The 16,989-nt window shown below is 47.7% G+C and carries 17 protein-coding genes; 3 read left to right on the top strand and 14 right to left on the bottom strand.

Annotated elements, in window-relative coordinates; translation table 11 throughout:
- Window positions 1–17: 17 nt before the first annotated feature.
- The 14 genes from H8S80_RS11815 to H8S80_RS11750 all read right to left on the bottom strand — a co-directional run bounded on the left by H8S80_RS11815 (window position 18) and on the right by H8S80_RS11750 (window position 14,075).
- The gene (locus H8S80_RS11815) at window positions 18–1,526 is read right to left on the bottom strand and encodes a response regulator transcription factor (RefSeq protein WP_117633219.1); all 1,509 of its coding nucleotides are present in this window, start codon (window positions 1,524–1,526) and stop codon (window positions 18–20) included.
- Between the two features lie 2 nt (window positions 1,527–1,528).
- The gene (locus tag H8S80_RS11810) at window positions 1,529–3,283 is read right to left on the bottom strand and encodes a sensor histidine kinase (RefSeq protein WP_117633218.1); all 1,755 of its coding nucleotides are present in this window, start codon (window positions 3,281–3,283) and stop codon (window positions 1,529–1,531) included.
- Window positions 3,246–5,309, bottom strand: a complete 2,064-nt coding sequence (locus H8S80_RS11805; RefSeq protein WP_181988038.1) for a glycosyl hydrolase 115 family protein — start codon at window positions 5,307–5,309, stop codon at window positions 3,246–3,248. The genes H8S80_RS11810 and H8S80_RS11805 overlap by 38 nt, the downstream gene beginning before the upstream one ends.
- Window positions 5,310–5,495: 186 nt before the next feature.
- Window positions 5,496–5,762 (bottom strand): 30S ribosomal protein S18, encoded by a 267-nt coding sequence (rpsR, locus tag H8S80_RS11800; RefSeq protein WP_002602079.1) that lies wholly within the window; start codon window positions 5,760–5,762, stop codon window positions 5,496–5,498.
- 45 nt (window positions 5,763–5,807) lie between these two features.
- On the bottom strand, window positions 5,808–6,260 hold the full coding sequence (locus H8S80_RS11795; RefSeq protein ID WP_025532065.1) for a single-stranded DNA-binding protein: 453 nt from the start codon (window positions 6,258–6,260) through the stop codon (window positions 5,808–5,810).
- A gap of 22 nt (window positions 6,261–6,282) precedes the next feature.
- On the bottom strand, window positions 6,283–6,570 hold the full coding sequence (rpsF, locus tag H8S80_RS11790) for a 30S ribosomal protein S6 (protein WP_002602081.1): 288 nt from the start codon (window positions 6,568–6,570) through the stop codon (window positions 6,283–6,285).
- Window positions 6,571–6,723: 153 nt separating this feature from the next.
- A complete protein-coding gene (locus H8S80_RS11785; RefSeq protein WP_002602082.1) occupies window positions 6,724–6,921 on the bottom strand; it encodes a DUF951 domain-containing protein in 198 nt (65 codons plus the stop codon).
- 24 nt (window positions 6,922–6,945) lie between these two features.
- Entirely contained in the window at window positions 6,946–7,935 is a 990-nt protein-coding gene (locus tag H8S80_RS11780) for an aldo/keto reductase (RefSeq protein ID WP_002602083.1), read from the bottom strand.
- Between the two features lie 50 nt (window positions 7,936–7,985).
- Window positions 7,986–8,717 carry an NAD-dependent protein deacylase gene (locus tag H8S80_RS11775; protein ID WP_117633216.1) on the bottom strand — a complete coding sequence of 244 codons (732 nt, stop codon included), beginning with the start codon at window positions 8,715–8,717 and terminating at the stop codon, window positions 7,986–7,988.
- 198 nt (window positions 8,718–8,915) lie between these two features.
- Complete coding sequence (locus H8S80_RS11770) at window positions 8,916–9,554, bottom strand: type I phosphoribosyltransferase (RefSeq protein WP_002602085.1); 639 nt, start codon at window positions 9,552–9,554, stop codon at window positions 8,916–8,918.
- Window positions 9,555–9,643: 89 nt separating this feature from the next.
- Complete coding sequence (locus H8S80_RS11765; protein ID WP_002602086.1) at window positions 9,644–10,696, bottom strand: GNAT family N-acetyltransferase; 1,053 nt, start codon at window positions 10,694–10,696, stop codon at window positions 9,644–9,646.
- On the bottom strand, window positions 10,693–11,619 hold the full coding sequence (locus H8S80_RS11760; protein WP_002602087.1) for a DUF2156 domain-containing protein: 927 nt from the start codon (window positions 11,617–11,619) through the stop codon (window positions 10,693–10,695). Before H8S80_RS11760 ends, H8S80_RS11765 begins: the two co-directional genes overlap by 4 nt.
- 47 nt (window positions 11,620–11,666) lie before the next feature.
- Window positions 11,667–12,074, bottom strand: a complete 408-nt coding sequence (locus H8S80_RS11755) for a hypothetical protein (RefSeq protein ID WP_110323159.1) — start codon at window positions 12,072–12,074, stop codon at window positions 11,667–11,669.
- 108 nt (window positions 12,075–12,182) lie between these two features.
- A complete protein-coding gene (locus H8S80_RS11750) occupies window positions 12,183–14,075 on the bottom strand; it encodes a sensor domain-containing diguanylate cyclase (protein WP_117633215.1) in 1,893 nt (630 codons plus the stop codon).
- Between the two features lie 522 nt (window positions 14,076–14,597).
- On the opposite strand from H8S80_RS11750, the gene H8S80_RS11745 reads away from it, so the two are divergent.
- From H8S80_RS11745 to H8S80_RS11735, 3 genes are all read left to right on the top strand, one after another.
- Window positions 14,598–15,779, top strand: a complete 1,182-nt coding sequence (locus H8S80_RS11745; protein WP_117633214.1) for a helix-turn-helix domain-containing protein — start codon at window positions 14,598–14,600, stop codon at window positions 15,777–15,779.
- Entirely contained in the window at window positions 15,772–16,323 is a 552-nt protein-coding gene (locus tag H8S80_RS11740; protein WP_117624338.1) for a hypothetical protein, read from the top strand. Before H8S80_RS11745 ends, H8S80_RS11740 begins: the two co-directional genes overlap by 8 nt.
- Before the next feature lie 280 nt (window positions 16,324–16,603).
- A complete protein-coding gene (locus tag H8S80_RS11735) occupies window positions 16,604–16,987 on the top strand; it encodes a fimbrial protein (RefSeq protein ID WP_117624337.1) in 384 nt (127 codons plus the stop codon).
- The last annotated feature ends 2 nt before the right edge of the window (window positions 16,988–16,989 follow it).

Genomic DNA, 16,989 nt, shown 5'->3' with positions numbered 1-16,989 from the left:
AGCCGGCTTTTTTCAAATTACGCCTGTTTTTGTATATAATCCTTGTACTCAGAAGGGGACATTCCCACTGATTTTCGGAAGGTTTTGGAAAAATACTGGCCATCCGCCGGGTATCCCACTTCTTCCGCGATCTGAGAAAGCTTGATCTCCGGAAAATACCAGATCAGCCGTTTCGCCAGTTCAATTCTGACATTTAAGAGATAAGAAGAATACTTCTGTTTCATACACTTGGAAAAGACTCGCCCGAAATAATCCTGATTCATGTACAGGACTTCCTTCGTCAGCCACTGGATGCTCAGTTCCTGGCTGCTGATGTTCTGATAGATTCCCAGCAGAATATCGCGCATGCGCCGCTCTTCCTTATCTCCGCCCGGATGAAGCCCCTGCTTCTCACTGATATAGTCGGCCAGAAGCTTCAAAAGCTCCCTGTCGTCCTCCTCCTTCACCCACCGTTCATTGTCCTCGTCCTCATAGAGCATGTCAAGCACATAAAGGATTGCCGCTTCCTTTCTCCCGGCCAGATCGCCTCTGAGCCGCATCTTTACGAATCCCAGATACAGCTCAAACAGGATGGCATCATAGGATTTCGCAGCCCTCAAAGCCCGGTAGTTAATCAGCATCAATTCCTCCCGGTTGATATCCTTATAAAATCCATGCCACAAGGCGTCCGTGTCCGCGTCGATCTTACCCATCTTTAAAAGCCCCGAGACCTCCTCATAGAGGCCGTGTATCTGCTCCCAGCTTCCGCGGCCGGAAACCGCTGTCTGAAGCGGGCTGGAATCAAACTTCTCATACTCCTTTTTCACCTTCACAATAACGGGCTGAATCTCATCAAATACACGCCCATCCAGCAGAAGCAGCACATCGTTGCGGATAGACGTCACCAGAAGCACGTGACTGCTTCCCAGCAGCTCCGTGATAATGTTCGTCACCACAAACTGTTCCAGATAGTCAAACCATTTTTCCTTATGAAACGCCAGAAGAAAGACCTCTCTCCGGAAGATCCCGCAGTCCCCCAGATACGCCTCGAAGTCCTTATGGATATCTTCCCGGTTCAGCAGCACATTGCGGAACATCTGCTCCCTGGCTCTCGGAGCCAGCCGCTTGACCTGGGTCCGCATATCGTCCTCTTTCCGCTTCTTCTCTTCCCTGACCTTAAGCTCCTCCGTTACCTTGCCGATCACTTCCACGATCTTCGCCTCATCGCAGGGCTTCAGTATATAGTGACGCACGCCCAGCTCCATGGCTCTGCTGGTATACTCATACTCTCCGTAGCCGGAAAGCACAATGAATACAATATCCGGAAAATCCTCCCTCGTCTTCCGGATCAGCTCAATTCCATTCATGACAGGCATCTTAATGTCCGTAATCACGATATCCGGCATCTGGTTCTGGATCTCCTCATATCCCTCGACACCGTTCCATGCGGTTCCCGCCAGACTTATCCCGTACTTTTCCCACTGGATAAAATCTGCCATTCCCTCTCTCTCCACATCCTCATCGTCCACGATCAGAAGCTTATACACGTCTATTTCCCTCCATATTTCGGAATTTCAATCCTCACAACGGTTCCCTTTCCGGGCTGGCTGGTTATCTCAAATACTGCGTCAGAAAAGATCAGGTTCAGCCGTTCCCTGATATTTTTAAGTCCAATCCCATTTCCCTTGGGCACCATGGTGAAATTCCTGACGGCCTCCAGTTCTTCCTGCGTCATACCCGGCCCGTCATCCTCCACCTCCAGGGTCATGGTCTGCTCCTCTACATTTTCCTTTACCCGCACCAGAATCCTGCATTTATTTAAGGAATTGTCCACGCCATGGTTGATCGAATTCTCCACCAGCGGCTGCAGAATCATCCGCGGCACGTGGTACGCCTCCAAATCACCCTCTGCCTCCACGAGAAACTCGGCCCTTCTCCGGTACCGGACCTTCTGAATATCAATATAATGCCTTGCCAGCTCCAGCTCCTCCAAAACCGTAGCCAGCTGTTCCTTCTTAAATGCCGCCCGCAGCAAATCTCCCAGCGAGATCAGCATCTCAGACGCCTCCTCATTCTTCCCCGACCGTATCATCCAGTTAATGGAATTCAAAGTATTATAGAGAAAATGAGGATTTATCTGCGCCTGAAGCGCCCGGTACTGCGTATCCTTCAGCAATATCTGCTTCTCATAGTTTTCATGAATCAGGACCATGATCTTATCCAGCATAATCCGGAACTCCTGGGTCAGGATTCCCGCCTCGTCGCCTCGCTTCTCTCCCTCCAGATACTCCTTGGCCTTCTGAAACTCACCCGCTTCCACGATCTGAATCGAATCCGTCAGTCTGTTAAGCGGTCTGGTAATGGCCGTGGAAAGCCGTTTCAGGATCAGCATCGCCGCCACAAACAGCACGAGAAATCCACCGATCAGACAGTATCGGACCATGGTGTTCATAAAATAAATCGAGCTGTACGGAAACATGTTCACATACGTCCATCCCGTCTCCGCCGATGTAAGCTGACAGAGAAAATACTTTCTCCCCTCCAGATTTATGATCTCATAATCACTCTCCGGCAGCACCTGCCTGATCTTCTCATACAGACCGTCCTCGCTCTGATAGATCAGGCCGGAGTCGCTGGTCACGCACAGGCTGGAAACATCGGTTTTCAGCTGATTTAAATGCTTCTCGATCAGCACCCGGATATCCGATACAAAGATCAGGCTTCCCAGATAGTCGAGACTGGCATCGATGTGCTTGCGTATATCCCTGCCGGAGACGAGATAGGGAAATTCCTCCGTAGGATTCTCATAAACATAGGCTCCTTTTGCCTTGTCAAACTTCTCCAGCAAGCTGTCGTAAATTCCCACCGGCAGTTCCACATACCGTTTCCCCACCTCATATCTGGTCAGGAATTTATCCGTATAGATAAATTCCGACACCAGCTCCGCAGACAGCGCCTCTGTGGTCAGCCGGCTTCGCATCTTCGACATCTGAAATGAGTATTCCGCCTTGTTCTTCGCACTTTTTATGACCGACAGCTGATTTTGAATCTCGTAGTCCATTGCCAGATCGAAGGACAGCTCCTCCACCTTTTTCAGCTCTCCGTCCACCCGCTCCGTGAAGAAATTCAGTTCCTCCAGCGACTTCTGGTAAAGCTGGCCGTCATAGATACTCAAGGTAACCTGCATGGCAAGCAGCGTGATACCGCACAGAATTCCGAATATGGCCGCATAGACCACCATCATCTTTCTGGCAAGGCTTGTATTCCTAAACCGTTCCACCCACTGATCCCAACGCTTTCTCATCACTTTCCCGCTCCTTCATCGCCTGGTAAAGTTCCTGATCCGTCATATGGTTCTCCATGTTGGTGATGAGAACCACCCGTTTATCTTCCTCCGAATAGGTAACCTCCCTCTGCCACTCATAGAAATGAGGGCCGTCCCCTAAATTCCTGATATATCCCATCAGCCGTCTCAGGCAGTACGCAGTCTCCTTGACATCGCAGAGACAGTCATTTTCGTAAAAGCCCTTCCATTTTCCGTGTTCCCGCGCTCTCATGGACCGGTCCGCCGCCTCATACCAGTCCGCTGCCCTGCCAAACAGATAAAACGCCCGCAGATACTGTTTACCGGCATACGCCTCATAACCGTCACAGAAGGACACAGCGCCTCTCAGACAGTACGTATGTAGTTTCACCTGCAGGAGAAGGGAATCCTCCAGAAGCGGCCCCGCCTGCTCTGCCATCCGGCTGCATGCTTCCAGAAGCGGTTCAAATGCATTTCTCCCATTTACAACCGTTTCCCGGTACTGTTCCATCTGTTCTTCCAGACTCTCTCCCGGTGCAAACCAGTTAAGCTCCGGCTCCGGTCTCTGACCCCCATCCGCCATGATGCGGCAGACAAAATCCCTCGTCACGTAATTATAAAACTGGTCGCCCGCCCGCTCGTCCTCCTCTTTCCCATACGGAACCGTACACTTAAAATACGCTTCAAAGAGATCCGGGAGAGCCGCCAAAAGGTCCTTCCCGTCAATCCGCTGTCCATAGGCGTAGTAAGACTCCATATAACGCCTCCTGTGTTCCGCTGCGGTGAGCGAATTTCCTCTCCACAGATTCCCAATAAAGTCCAGAGGATACACGTGGGGCTTTACATTAGAACAGTTTACAACCCACAGGCTCTTTATTCCACAATCATACGCTATTTTCAATTCTTTTTCCACAAATTCCATAGAATTTGGCAGCATGGTAATATGATTCGCCGCCTGCAGATCGTAAAAAGAGACGTGATAATACGTTCCATGGTTCCCATCCCTTAAATCTGCGGGAGGCAGCGCCGGCACTCTGGGATTGTGGTTCCCCTGTCTTCTCGATACCATTTTCCCGTAACCATTATCGGCCCAGATGGTAATCACATCCTCCGGCAGAGTCAGGAAGCCCTGCTGATACAGTTCCATCGTCTCCCCATAGAGATTCGTACAGAATACAGGATTCTTCACATACTTCTTTACCAGCTCGTACTGGCGCACCATCAGGCTGCTGATTAGGTCTCCCCGCTTCTTCGGGGTATCATACTGGGGATCATCGTCCCAGAAAGGCCGGTCTCCCTGCCCCCGGAACCCGATATTCCAGATAACATGGTAATCCTTCTGCCTCCGGATTCCGTCCTCCCACAGGCTGTAAAAAAGCTCCGGATATTCCGCAAAGGAAGGCGTCTTATCCGGATAGACCCGTGCAAACATCTCGGCTCCCAGCGGTTCCGCGTGATGATGAGTGATCCAGAGCCCCATATCGGCCGCCAGTCCCACATAAATCTTGGAATTCGCATCAGTACCCGGTATCACTAAATTTCCTCCGAGCCGCAAAAGCGCCTCAAATGCCATCTCCCACGGATACTCCCTGCTCACTCCGCCATCCCAGCGGCTGATCAGTACCTCGTCGTTCAGAAACCAGCCTCTGTATCTCACCGGATATGGAGACGACGCAATCGTTCCCACCGGGATCTCCACATACTCCCGCTTTTCGAATTTCTGATCATTCCAGAACCAGAACGGCAGAATCTCCATGTACGCCTCGCTCAAATGCAGCAGTGCATACACAAATCCCAGTTCATCCCCCGCGCAGATTACCATCCGTTTTTCCTCAACCAGTATCCTGTACTGTTCCGGATCCATGGATTCCTCGCAGAGCCTGATCCCGCCCCCATAAGCAGAATTCCCGTCAATCACCATATCCAGATCCCGGTAAAACCGCTCCACCGCTCGTCTCACCGCACCTCTGTCCTTCATCGTTCCAAGATCCGCCGTAACGCTTTTATCCAATAAAAATGTTCCCATCATATCCTCCTTTACCGTGAAAAATTCTATCGTATCTCCACTCCATTATAGGAAAATATACAATGGGCGTAAATGGAAAAAAACCGTAAACACACTTGGAAATTTCCGACTTTTCTGCAAAACAAAAAATGAGACCCCATAATTTCTTACGGAATCTCATTCGCAAAATCCTTATAAAATAAGGGTTTATTCCATTGTATAAGGCATAAGAGCGATGTGTCTTGCTCTCTTGATTGCAACGGTAAGTGCTCTCTGATGCTTTGCACAGTTACCTGTAATACGTCTCGGAAGAATTTTTCCTCTTTCAGAGACATATCTTTTTAATTTATTTACATCTTTATAATCGATGGTGCCGTTTTTCTCACCACAGAATACACATACTTTTTTTCTTCTGCGCATGCCGCCTCTTCTGAACTTGGCGCCATCAGCTTTATCATTCTTATTATATGCCATTGGTACTACCTCCTGTTAGATTTTGTTGTTTCTATCCCTGCAAGTTTAGTTGAATGGAAGTCCTTCGTCTTCGACTCCATCCGGGATATTCATAAATCCATCACCGATTGCGGAAGACGGTGCCGGTCTGGATGTTGGCTGATAGCCGCCGCCATCACCGGAAGCCGCGCCCTTGCTGTCGGCGAATTCCTGATCGTCTACAATGATATCGGTCGTGTAAACTTTGATACCGTCCTTATTCGTGTAACTGCCAGTCTGGATCCTTCCGGAAATCAACACTCTCATGCCCTGGCGGAAATACTTCTCGGCAAACTCACCTGCTCTGTCAAATGCGACACAGTTGATGAAATCTGCGGTCTGCTCGTTGCCGTCCTGGTTTCTGCGGCCTCTTCTGTCAACAGCAAGAGTATATCTTGCGATGGCCATGGCGCGCTCGCCCTGGGAATATCTTACTTCTGGATCACGGGTCAATCTACCCATCAGGATTACTCTGTTCATACGATCACACTTTCTTTATCTATTATGCCTCTTGTCTTACGCATAAATATCTGATAACTGGTTCCATAATACGAATGCGTGATTCTAACTCATTCGGTGTTGTGGAATCGCCATCAAACTGGATGAAGTAGTAGAATCCCTCTTTCATCTTCTGAATTTCGTAAGCTAATCTCTTCTTACCCCATTCGTCGATGTTGGTTACAGTACCGCCAAAACGAGTGATATAATTTGTAATCTTCTCGATGGCTGCTGCTCTCTCCTCATCTTCGAGCTTTACGTTAAGAACAACGGCTAACTCATACTTGTTCATGCTTGTTTACCTCCTTGTGGTCTCTGGCCCCTGCTTTCAGTTTCAGGAGCAAGGAATTTAATGTGTCACGGATTAATATTTTAGCAGAAATTGGCGGAAAAAGCAAGTACTTTTTCCCGTTTTCCTACGTTTTTACGACATTTCCGGGGCTTCTTACCGCTTTTCCGCCCCATCCGCTCCCTTCATCCCTCTGACGTTCTTCTCCACCAGCTTTCTGGGAACCATAATCATGTGGCCGCAGCCCATACATTTCAAACGAAAGTCCGCGCCGACCCGCAAAATTTCCCATTCACTGCTGCCGCAGGGATGCTGTTTCTTCAGTTTTACAATGTCTCCGACTTCAAAATTCATCTCGTTCTCCCGTTATCAGTGTCCTTATTTTAAGATCTCGTCAATCGCCTTTAACTCATCTGCCGAAAACTCCAGATGATCGAGACACTGAACGCTGTTTTCCAGCTGTCTCACACTGCTGGCCCCAATCAGTACGGAAGTCACAGCCTTCTCCCGAAGCACCCATGCCAGCGCCATCTGGGCCAGCGACTGATTCCTGCTCACCGCGATCTCATTCAGCCTGCGGATCTGATCCAGCTTCTCCTCGGATAAATAGCGGTCATTAATCGTAGTCCCCACTCTGGAAGCTCTTGACCCCTGCGGGATACCATTTAAATACTTATCGGTCAATGCCCCCTGCGCCAGAGGACTGTAGCAGATACAGCCCACGCCGTGCTCCCACATAGCTTTAAACAATCCGTCTTCCGGAGTTCTCTCGAACATGTTGTAACGCGGCTGCTCGATGAGACAGTGTACGCCCATATCCTTTAACAGAAGAACCGCTTTCTCCGCCTCCTGCTTCGAATAGTTGGACAGGCCCACGTAAAGCGCCTTGCCCTGTCTTACGATGTCCGCCAGCGTTCCCATCGTCTCCTCCAGCGGTGTCTCCGGATCCGGTCTGTGGTGATAAAAAATATCCACATACTCCAGCCCCATCCGCTTTAAGCTCTGATCGAGACTGGCCATTAAATACTTCCTGGATCCCCAGTTTCCGTACGGTCCCGGCCACATATCGTATCCGGCCTTCGTGGAAATGATCATCTCATCCCGGTAGGTTCCCAGGCCGTGTCTCAAAATCTCCCCAAAATTCTCTTCCGCCTTTCCTGGCGCCGGAAATCCGTAGTTATTCGCCAAATCAAAATGTGTCACACCCAAATCAAACGCCCTGCAGAGGATTGCTTCCTGATCCTCAATCGGCTTTTCCAAACCAAAATTCTGCCATAACCCGAGAGAAACCCTTGGAAGTTTCACTCCGCTTCTTCCACAGCGCTTATAGTCCATCTTCTCATATCTGTCTTCTGCTGCCTGATACATAGTTTTACGCTCCTTTATTCTGTCATTTTTTCTCTGCCTGTACAGCGCTCTCACACGCCTGCCGCGTCTCCCAGCACCTCTCCCAGCTGCCCGCTGATCACCAGATCAGCACGGCTGTCCATGGGGGTAACCGTCTTATTAATCAGAACCATCCGGTTTCCTCTATAATAATCGATCAGTCCCGCGGCTGGATAAACCGTAAGCGATGTGCCTCCAACGATCAGCATGTCCGCCCTGGTGATATATGCCACCGACCGGCTAAGCACCTCCTGATCCAGACTCTCCTCATAGAGCACCACGTCCGGTTTAATTGTCCCGCCGCAGCTGCACCGCGGAATTCCATCCGGTTCATCCATATTTAAAATATCTTCCAGGCTGTAAGACTTCCCGCACCGGGTACAGTAATTCCTGTGTACCGATCCGTGAAGCTCGAGGACTTCCTTACTGCCCGCCGCCTGATGAAGACCGTCAATATTCTGAGTGATAACAGCCTTTAACTTTCCTTCCGCCTCCAGCTTTGCCAAAGCCAGGTGTGCCCGGTTCGGCTCTGCTTCCGGAAACAGCATTCTGTTTTTATAAAACCGGTAAAATTCCTGGGGATTCTGCCTGTAAAAGCTGTGACTGATAATCGTCTCCGGCGGATACTGATACTGCTGGTGATACAGCCCGTCCACGCCCCTGAAATCCGGAATCCCGCTCTCTGTCGAAATACCGGCTCCGCCAAAAAATACGATCCGGCTGCTCTCCGAGATCCACTGCTTCAGCTGTTCCTGTGCTTCCATCTCTTCCGTTCTCCCTCCTGTCCTTTCAATCAGGCCGCCACTGCACTCTGCCATGCAATGCCGGTCCGGTACTGGAACTCAGACGGGGTGCCGCAGACTGGATTCTTCCAAATCCGCCTGCGGCACCCCGGATCGTTTCAGAGTATGTTTGAAAATACCTCATTTCAATCCACGCCCGCCACTGCCGTTCAGCTTCTTTTAAATCTTCGAATATCCGTAACCGTTTACAAGGGCATCCAGCTTGATTCCCTTCTTGCAGTATGGGCATTCCCGGAAATCATACGTCTGATAATCAGGGATATCACGCTCCCGGAATACAGAGTTCACAGGCATCCCGTCCAGTTCCCCGATCGCACTGAAGATCGCCGATATTCCCTGGAGCTTTCCTCCGTAATACTGAATACACTCGACTCCCTTGTTGATCGTCTTTCCCGTTGTCACGGAAGCCATCAGAAGAATCACATTCTTACCGGTTATCATAGGCTGAATATTGTCACGGAAAATCATCTGGCTGTTACTGTTATACTCCGGAGTCACAACGTAAATTGTCTGATGCGCATTCCTTGACATAACGCCTGCCTTTGTCAGTTCCTCCGCCAGATAGGCGCCTACCACATCCATGCCATCCAGGCATACGATGGTATCCACAAACGTATTATACAGGTAAAGTCCCACTAAATCACGGGCGACCTCCTGTGCCTCACTAACACGTGTCTTCAGCGTTGTCATATCAATGTAGTAATTGATATGGGAATGGTTGGTTGCGAAATGTCCCGGCACAACCTTGAGCGGTACGTTACATCCTGGAGCCTGAAGCTTAATATATCTGTTTTCCATAGAAACCTCCCCTGCTGCTGTTTTCTTTATTATACTACAGAAACAGGACTGGTTACAAGGAAAATCTATTAGTTTTGCACAACGCGCTACTATACTACCTCATCAAAATAAACACCGTTTAACGGCCTGATTCTTTCCGCCATACTCCGGCGGTTTTCCGGCATCTGCGGCATTTTGTATCCGAAGAGCCAGGCTGTCATCTCCGCAATTCCCAGCGACAGATGCGGCTTTACAAGAGTCCCCTCCGTCATCCGAGTCACCCTGGAGCCATTCTTATCCAGCTTCCAGCGGAAAATGCCGTCGTTCTGGCGTATCTGCCCGTCCGAGACCTCGATCATAAGTTCCATCTCACTGACTTCTGAGTCCTCTTTTAACCGGATCACAGAGACAAACTGCTCCAGATTGATAATTCGTCCCATCATAAGAGGCTTTGGCGGGGCGATCTCCTTCACATAGTCCGGATGCACCAGAAGCTCCCTCTGTTCCATCTCTCCGCCTCCATAATAGGCGGAAATACCGGCCAGCCGCTCCCTCTCGTCCCTCGTTCTCAAGAGTACCAGATCGCCGTCGGCGCTTCTCACCTCCCGGCACAGAGCCCGGTAATACTCCTCATCACGCATCGTATAGACCTCATAATGCTTTTCGAGGCATTTGCCCGCAAATCTGGCCGCCTCCTCGCATTCCTCCGTCCGCTGTTCTATGAGGGCCCGTCCGCTCAGACGCATCATGCCCTTTTCACTCAAAGTAAGCTGCGGCTGATCAAAGATATAGGTAAACTCAAACGGCAGATAAATAGCCGGATCCACCGGATGCAGAAAGCAAAATCCCATCTTTTCCATATACATATCGGCAAATATCCTGGACAGCAGGCGGCTCATATACCCCTGGTGACGCCATGCCGCCGCGGTAGCCACCCCGGCGATATAGTCGATCCTCCAAATACGGTCCTTAACCACCACATCAAACGGATTCCGGTGGAGCATGGCCACGATCTCATTGTCCTCCTCCGCCACGAGAATTTTGTTCCGGCGAGCCTTCTCCGCATAGTAAAAATCCACGAACGACTGGGAATCTTCCACAAAGATCTCTTCCCACAGCTTCCGGCTCCTGCTTTTCTCTTCCTGTCTTAAATAATGTATCATCCTTTAAAGTCCTTCTGTTCTATGCTGTATTTTCTGGCAAAGTCAATGGGATTATAGGACATCTTCGCTCTGCGCAGGCCTTCCATTCCCACGTCGTCCTCCCGGTTGACAAGCATCATTTCCTCTGGAAATGCCCTGACCAGAAACTCTCTGTTAATAAACTGGTAAAGTCCATTGATCTCCGGATTGGCCTTCTCAATGTGAATTACCGCCATTTTTTCAAATTCATTATAGCTTCCTATCGTAAATGCTTCCAGCTTACCATCGATATAGACACCGGCCATCCGGACGCATAACTGGGAACAGTTCTTCAAGATATCGTGAATTCCGTTTACCTCATAATCCAACTGGGTACCGAACTCCGCGGCCTCCACTTTGTTTTCCCACCATCTGTCCAGGAACTCCCACACATCGTCCCGGTCAGAACAGCATAAAGTCCGGTACTCATACCGCCCTTCATACTCTCTCAAAAATGCATTCAGATGATTCTTTTTCTTATGCAGCTTCTTGCCGGCCAATGACCGCATAGCTGCAGCATCATACAAATAATCCTTTAAATCTTCCTGCTCCTTCACCTCAAACTTCTCAGGATCCAGATTTAAATAGTTCACACCGTCCTCATCCGCCAGATAAATCCGAAACGGCTTCTTTAACACGGTATTAAAATATTCCACCATCTCATAAAAGTAATGGGACAGCTCCTCTTCCTTACACATCGGCATGGCGCTGAAAGTAATGCCATCCTTTTCCATCAAAAACTGTACTGCTTTCTCATCGCTGATAGCGCATTGGATATGGTAAAAATCCCTCCAGATAAAACTGTCCAGAAACACACTGTCACACGTCTTATTGGGCCGCAGTGCGAAAAACGGCGTCACTCTCTCGATATCCTTTGCCTCTACCGGCTTAAACTGTAGGTTCATAATAATTCCCTTCTGCATTAATATTGTCTTTCGTCTTATAATCTGATTTAACTCTTCTTAACAAAATCCGTATTGCACTTCGGACAGTGAATGCTGATTTTCCCTTTTCCTCTGGGAATCCGGATCTTCTGTCCACAGCTGGGACATTTATAGATATGGTATTCCTTCTTTTCCCGGATTCTAAACTTAAATTTGCGAAACTTTTCCATCACAGAATAGCGAAGTCCTTCAAACACCTGCTCTTCCTTATACCTTTTCCCGATATTCCTCGAAAACATCCGAAAATAGCAGAGAATCAGGCACGCAAACGCCAGAATATCCACCCATGGCTTCCTTATGAAAATTCCAAGCAGCAGAAAGAAAAGTGAAACACCGATCAAAAACTGTCCCAGGCGATCCGCCCCATAGCGGCCCACCATAAATCCTGCAAACTTTTCCCTCCATTTATTCATCATATATTTAAACGCCTCTTTTCCTCATAATGACTTAACTATAATGAAGTCCCTGCAAAAAGTCAATCTCGTCAATTGATGTTTCACAATCTTTTTAGATTTTCCTGGGCATCACGCTATTGTATACCCATTTTTCCCCCTCTGTTTCGTCTGATAAAGCGCCGCATCCGCTTTCTGATACAACGTATCAAAATCATTTCCATCAATAGAGGCAATAGAAACTCCAATACTTGCGGACATCTCCCAGCTCTTCCCGCCTTCTGTGCATGTAACCCTCAGTGCATTCGACAACTCCTTCGCCTTATCCTCAACCCATTCAGAGTCAGGCGCCGGAATAAACGCTGCAAATTCATCTCCGCCCACTCTGCCCAGCACATCATTTACCCGGAAATGCTTTCTGATGATAGAAGTAAACTCTCTGATACAGTAATCTCCAAATGCGTGCCCGCACGAATCATTGGCCTGCTTAAAATTATCAATATCAAACAGAAAGAAGGCATAGACCCCATCAGGCGGTCTGGACAACAGGGCGGTAATTTCCCTTCCCGTTTCCATCTTATTTAAGAAACCAGTCATCTCATCAAAAGAGGCCCGAATTTCCTTTTCCTTCTCTGCATTAATATTTTTCCGGTACGTGAACATATGAATACATTCATCTTCCTGAGAAAAGAAGATATAAGCATCGATCCGCATCCAAAAATACCGGCTCCCATCCTGAGTAATCTTGAAATCATATCTTAAATGATTATTCCCCATTTCATACTGCCGGATAACATTTTCCGGAGTAAATGTGGAGACGTATCCCTCCCGGTACTCCTCCTTAATCTGTTTTTCCGCAATCACTTTAAGTCCCTGGTCATAAGGCAGATCCCCCGCACCCAGACTGCCGAAATACTGTTCTGTCAATTTATTCGCATATCTGTTTCTCGTTATATTCAGTTCGTAGATATTATCATACAGCTGCTCTGTAGCCCTCTTAAACGCATCCTGCCGTTCTTCCATCAGCTGAGTAATCTGCCTGTTGAAATTGCGGAGCACCGTTGTTATTACTACCAGGACTGTAATAATAATCGCTATAATAATAACCCCTGTCTGGTACAGCCGATCCTTTATTTCACTCACGATAGCGCCGTTATTCTGTTCCACTACCAGATGCCATGACAGTTCCGGAATATACCTTGAAACCACATAGCTCCTTCCCTGGCCGCCCACCGCAGTATCCGACCATAGTTCCAGATTGGCAGAATCCTCCTTCCAGCCCAGCACCTGACTGCGGATACTCTCCTGCTCAAACGTCTGAAACCAGTCGATCCTGCTGTATCCCGTATGTTCAGAAGAGATCTCAATCACACCGTTCTCATCGATCAGACATGCATTCAAATGATATTTTTCTTCATAGCTCTTCAAAAACTCTTTTAAGTAGCTCACCCGCATACCGACTCCCACCACACCCAGGAAGTCACGATCAGGCCCATAGATCTTACAGTTTACAAACACCGTTATTGCATTGTCCGCTCCGTTTACCTCATCATTATCCACGTTCATGGAGTACTCAAGATCATCGTTCAGCATATCAAAATACCATACGTTCTCCGGGTCTCCTTCCGTGAGTATTCTGTCAATCCCATTGAAATTATAATAGCGGTTCGTCAGGGCCGATACCAGAAAGACTGAATCAAAGTCATACTTCTCCCGATAAGTCTCCAAATAGTTCTTGATCGTCCATGCATACTGTTCGTCCTCTAAATGAGCTTCCTCGCCCTCCAAATGGGCCGCCAGAAGGCTGTCATGGGCCATGGTAAGGGAAATATTAACAGGCCTTGTAAACAGGGCTGTAAGCTGATAATAAATGCCCTCCGTCGTCAGAGAAGCCACCTGTTCGATGTTATTAAGCGAAGCCTCATAATTTGCCTGATAACTAAAAAACGCCGTCACCAGAAAACCACATACCAGGATCACACTGACCAGCAAATTTGTCTTTAAAAGCTCCCGATTTTTTTCCAAAATGAGCCTCCTTTACTTTTTTAATCCTGTATTGTTTTATTTTTGATACTTGTTTCATTTTTGATATTTGTCTTATTTTTAATACTTGTCTTATTTTTAATACTTACTTTTGACACTTTAAATCTGATTTTTAGTATATCACATAATGCGCCGTCTAAATAGTTACCACTCCTGCCTCTTACAGAAATGGTTCTGTTCTTACTTAATTCAATTCAGATACGTCATCTGCAGACGCAAAAAAATCCTGGAAAGTAAATTCCAGGATTCTTTGAGAGGCGACAACCAGATTTGAACTGGTGATCAGGGTGTTGCAGACAGAACCCCTACAAGGATTTTTTCTAGTGTTTTCGGTGCTTTGACGGGCTTCTTGAAAACACTGTCCACTCTATCTCCACCTTTACCCAAAGGTAGCCCTCTATATTTGCTGTACTATGCTTCTTTAACAACTAAAACTTACGTCTTATTATAGCATATTTCCTATTAAAAGTATAGTTTGAATTAAATTCCATAATGGAGGTAAACATGGATTACCAATTAGAAATTAAACAAATAGTGGACTACCCCCGGTGCAGAATGTACCGGGAGTTTATCCGCCGTATCATGGAAGATAGAAACATTCGTACCAACGGAAGCTCCTATCTTTTTTATTTTGTTATACTATGCTCCTATGTAAACTTTAGAAGCTCATACCGCCGCCTGGACGGAATTACCTACCTTGTTGAACCAGGACAATGGATCTGCACAGCTGCAGAGCTGTCCGAGTGGTTCCGAACGCGATTCCAACATCAGGCCATTTCTATTCTGGACACGCTGAAAAAGCAGCACTACATAACCTATTCCAAACTTGGCCGGGGAAACCTTATAAAATTTTCAATTATCGGCTGGAAAACCTCAAATACCGCGTTGGAATATAATTACCCATGTCTGAAGGACGTGGGCTTTTTCTTTTTCCCGATAGCAGCCGCTCATGAACTCATCAGCTTGGGAAAAGCGTCCGAAATGGATATTGTTCTGGACTTGTGGCTCCATACCATTTATCAGGACAGCCAGGTGCAAGGCTCCGATAAAGGCCCGGTCGTATATTTCCGGAATGGAACCGGAAATCCGCTTACCAATTTTTCAGACCTGGCGCTCCGCTGGGGAGTATCAAAATCTACAGTAAGCAGAATTTTCAACAAACTGGAAAAGTTAGACTATCTCTCCCTGATCTCCTTTCCTGGCAGACACGGGAGCGTCATCTACCTAAATAACTACCTGTCAACAATGTTTCAAGTATCAGATGTCATGATTGACAAAGAGGAGGTTTCTATGGCTTTTAATATTCCATTACATATTCCGGCTGCCAGCCTGGAGGCAGACACATCGCCTATCCGGGATGAACAGATTTGCGTTCCAAACGAAGAAAATAGCGTTTCAAAACCGCACATGCGGGCGATGGTCCGAAAAGTGGCAAAAGTCCTTGCTACACAAGGGATTCCATGCTGTGAGTGTTCCAGAACTATATATAAGTTATATCCCTTATCCGACTGCATGGAAGGTAATTATAGGTATTCTCTAAGGGTCATATGTCCGGACGGCCGGGAAGGGTATCACTTTGAACTTTGCCTGTCACCGGTACGAACCGATGATGAAATGGCCGGAAGAAAATTCACTGGAGGACAGCGTGGAAAAAATCAATTCATGGGAGGACATGTCAATGCGTAAAAAATCATCTATCCAAAATGAGACACCTGTAAACAAGGACAGTGCCATATATCACGATACCAGTAAGCTACTGGAAAGTTACCGGGATGCGGTGTGGAATCTGGAATTGGCCGTTCAGCAGGTCCGCCATAGCTTTGAAATTGAGTTTGGCAGCTCGATTGAGGAGTTTCTGGACTCCATTTATCTGGCCGGGGCCGATGTGGGCGGCTCCAAACTGGAGGAATACGCTAAGAGCATTGAGAGAAGCAACAAAATGCTCAATACGCTCATGGCTGCCGTGGATCTGCTCCGGACAAAGCATAAGCACGGAGAGCAATACTACTGGATACTGTACTATTCCTATCTTTCTCCCCAGGAGCTACAGAACGTAGAGGAAATTATTGAAAAGCTCAAACCGCATATTGCCAACATATCGCAGCGGACTTACTACCGTAAACGACCGAAGGCGATTGAGGCACTGAGTACCATTCTTTGGGGATTCACCTCCAGAGATTGCATTTCCGCTCTAAACAGGTTCTGCCCCGATGAGAATAACATGGCATAGAACTGGCACTGAATTATCCTTAATTGGCACAGTATTGCGATTTACACGACATTTTACCCATGATATAATAGTCATGCTCAAAGTTCTATCAAAATTTCATACAGCACACAGATGGCACCCCTTAGATGGTGCTTTTTTTGTGCCAAAAACAGCAAAATGCTGCTGTACCTGGTATCTGGCTCCGCAGATTTCAGGTTCCCGGAAAAGCCGGCGGTCCCTTATTCAGACTGCCGGCTTTTCTGTTTCCGGAGAAAAAACACAATAATCAGGAGGTACAAAGTTGAATAGGATTAAAAAAACAGGGGAGCTTCCCCGGAGGGCGCTGCGGCGTATCCCTTTCCGTAAGATTCTTTGCACGATCAGTTTCAGCACTTATTTTCTCATGCTGAACACCCAGACGATCATGGCCGCTGATATGTGGGCAAAGGCAGAAACCATTATGAAAGATGTCTATGGGAAAATTGTCGGCATTTCCACCATTGCGGCCATCGTGACAGCTTCCGTTGCTCTGCTTCTCATGAATTTCAGCAAAAGCGGAAAAACCGTTGATGAATCGCGCGCCTGGCTGAAGCGGATTGCTATTTCCTGGGTAATCCTTAACGGCCTTGGTTTCATCATGGCCTATGTGACGCCATTCTTTAGTGATGGACGCTGGAACGGATAAGG

The organism is Hungatella sp. L36 (assembly GCF_014288035.1).
The sequence above is the reverse complement of the archived record's forward strand: the minus strand, read 5'-3'. Positions and strand labels throughout refer to the sequence as shown.

Coding starts and splice junctions, on each gene's coding strand:
- H8S80_RS11810 (WP_117633218.1), bottom strand. CDS start 3,283: ATGAGAAAGCGTTGGGATCAGTGGGTGGAACGGTTTAGGAATACAAGC.
- H8S80_RS11805 (WP_181988038.1), bottom strand. CDS start 5,309: ATGGGAACATTTTTATTGGATAAAAGCGTTACGGCGGATCTTGGAACG.
- rpsR (WP_002602079.1), bottom strand. CDS start 5,762: ATGGCATATAATAAGAATGATAAAGCTGATGGCGCCAAGTTCAGAAGA.
- H8S80_RS11795 (WP_025532065.1), bottom strand. CDS start 6,260: ATGAACAGAGTAATCCTGATGGGTAGATTGACCCGTGATCCAGAAGTA.
- rpsF (WP_002602081.1), bottom strand. CDS start 6,570: ATGAACAAGTATGAGTTAGCCGTTGTTCTTAACGTAAAGCTCGAAGAT.
- H8S80_RS11785 (WP_002602082.1), bottom strand. CDS start 6,921: ATGAATTTTGAAGTCGGAGACATTGTAAAACTGAAGAAACAGCATCCC.
- H8S80_RS11780 (WP_002602083.1), bottom strand. CDS start 7,935: ATGTATCAGGCAGCAGAAGACAGATATGAGAAGATGGACTATAAGCGC.
- H8S80_RS11775 (WP_117633216.1), bottom strand. CDS start 8,717: ATGGAAGCACAGGAACAGCTGAAGCAGTGGATCTCGGAGAGCAGCCGG.
- H8S80_RS11770 (WP_002602085.1), bottom strand. CDS start 9,554: ATGGAAAACAGATATATTAAGCTTCAGGCTCCAGGATGTAACGTACCG.
- H8S80_RS11765 (WP_002602086.1), bottom strand. CDS start 10,696: ATGATACATTATTTAAGACAGGAAGAGAAAAGCAGGAGCCGGAAGCTG.
- H8S80_RS11760 (WP_002602087.1), bottom strand. CDS start 11,619: ATGAACCTACAGTTTAAGCCGGTAGAGGCAAAGGATATCGAGAGAGTG.
- H8S80_RS11755 (WP_110323159.1), bottom strand. CDS start 12,074: ATGATGAATAAATGGAGGGAAAAGTTTGCAGGATTTATGGTGGGCCGC.
- H8S80_RS11745 (WP_117633214.1), top strand. CDS start 14,598: ATGGATTACCAATTAGAAATTAAACAAATAGTGGACTACCCCCGGTGC.
- H8S80_RS11740 (WP_117624338.1), top strand. CDS start 15,772: ATGCGTAAAAAATCATCTATCCAAAATGAGACACCTGTAAACAAGGAC.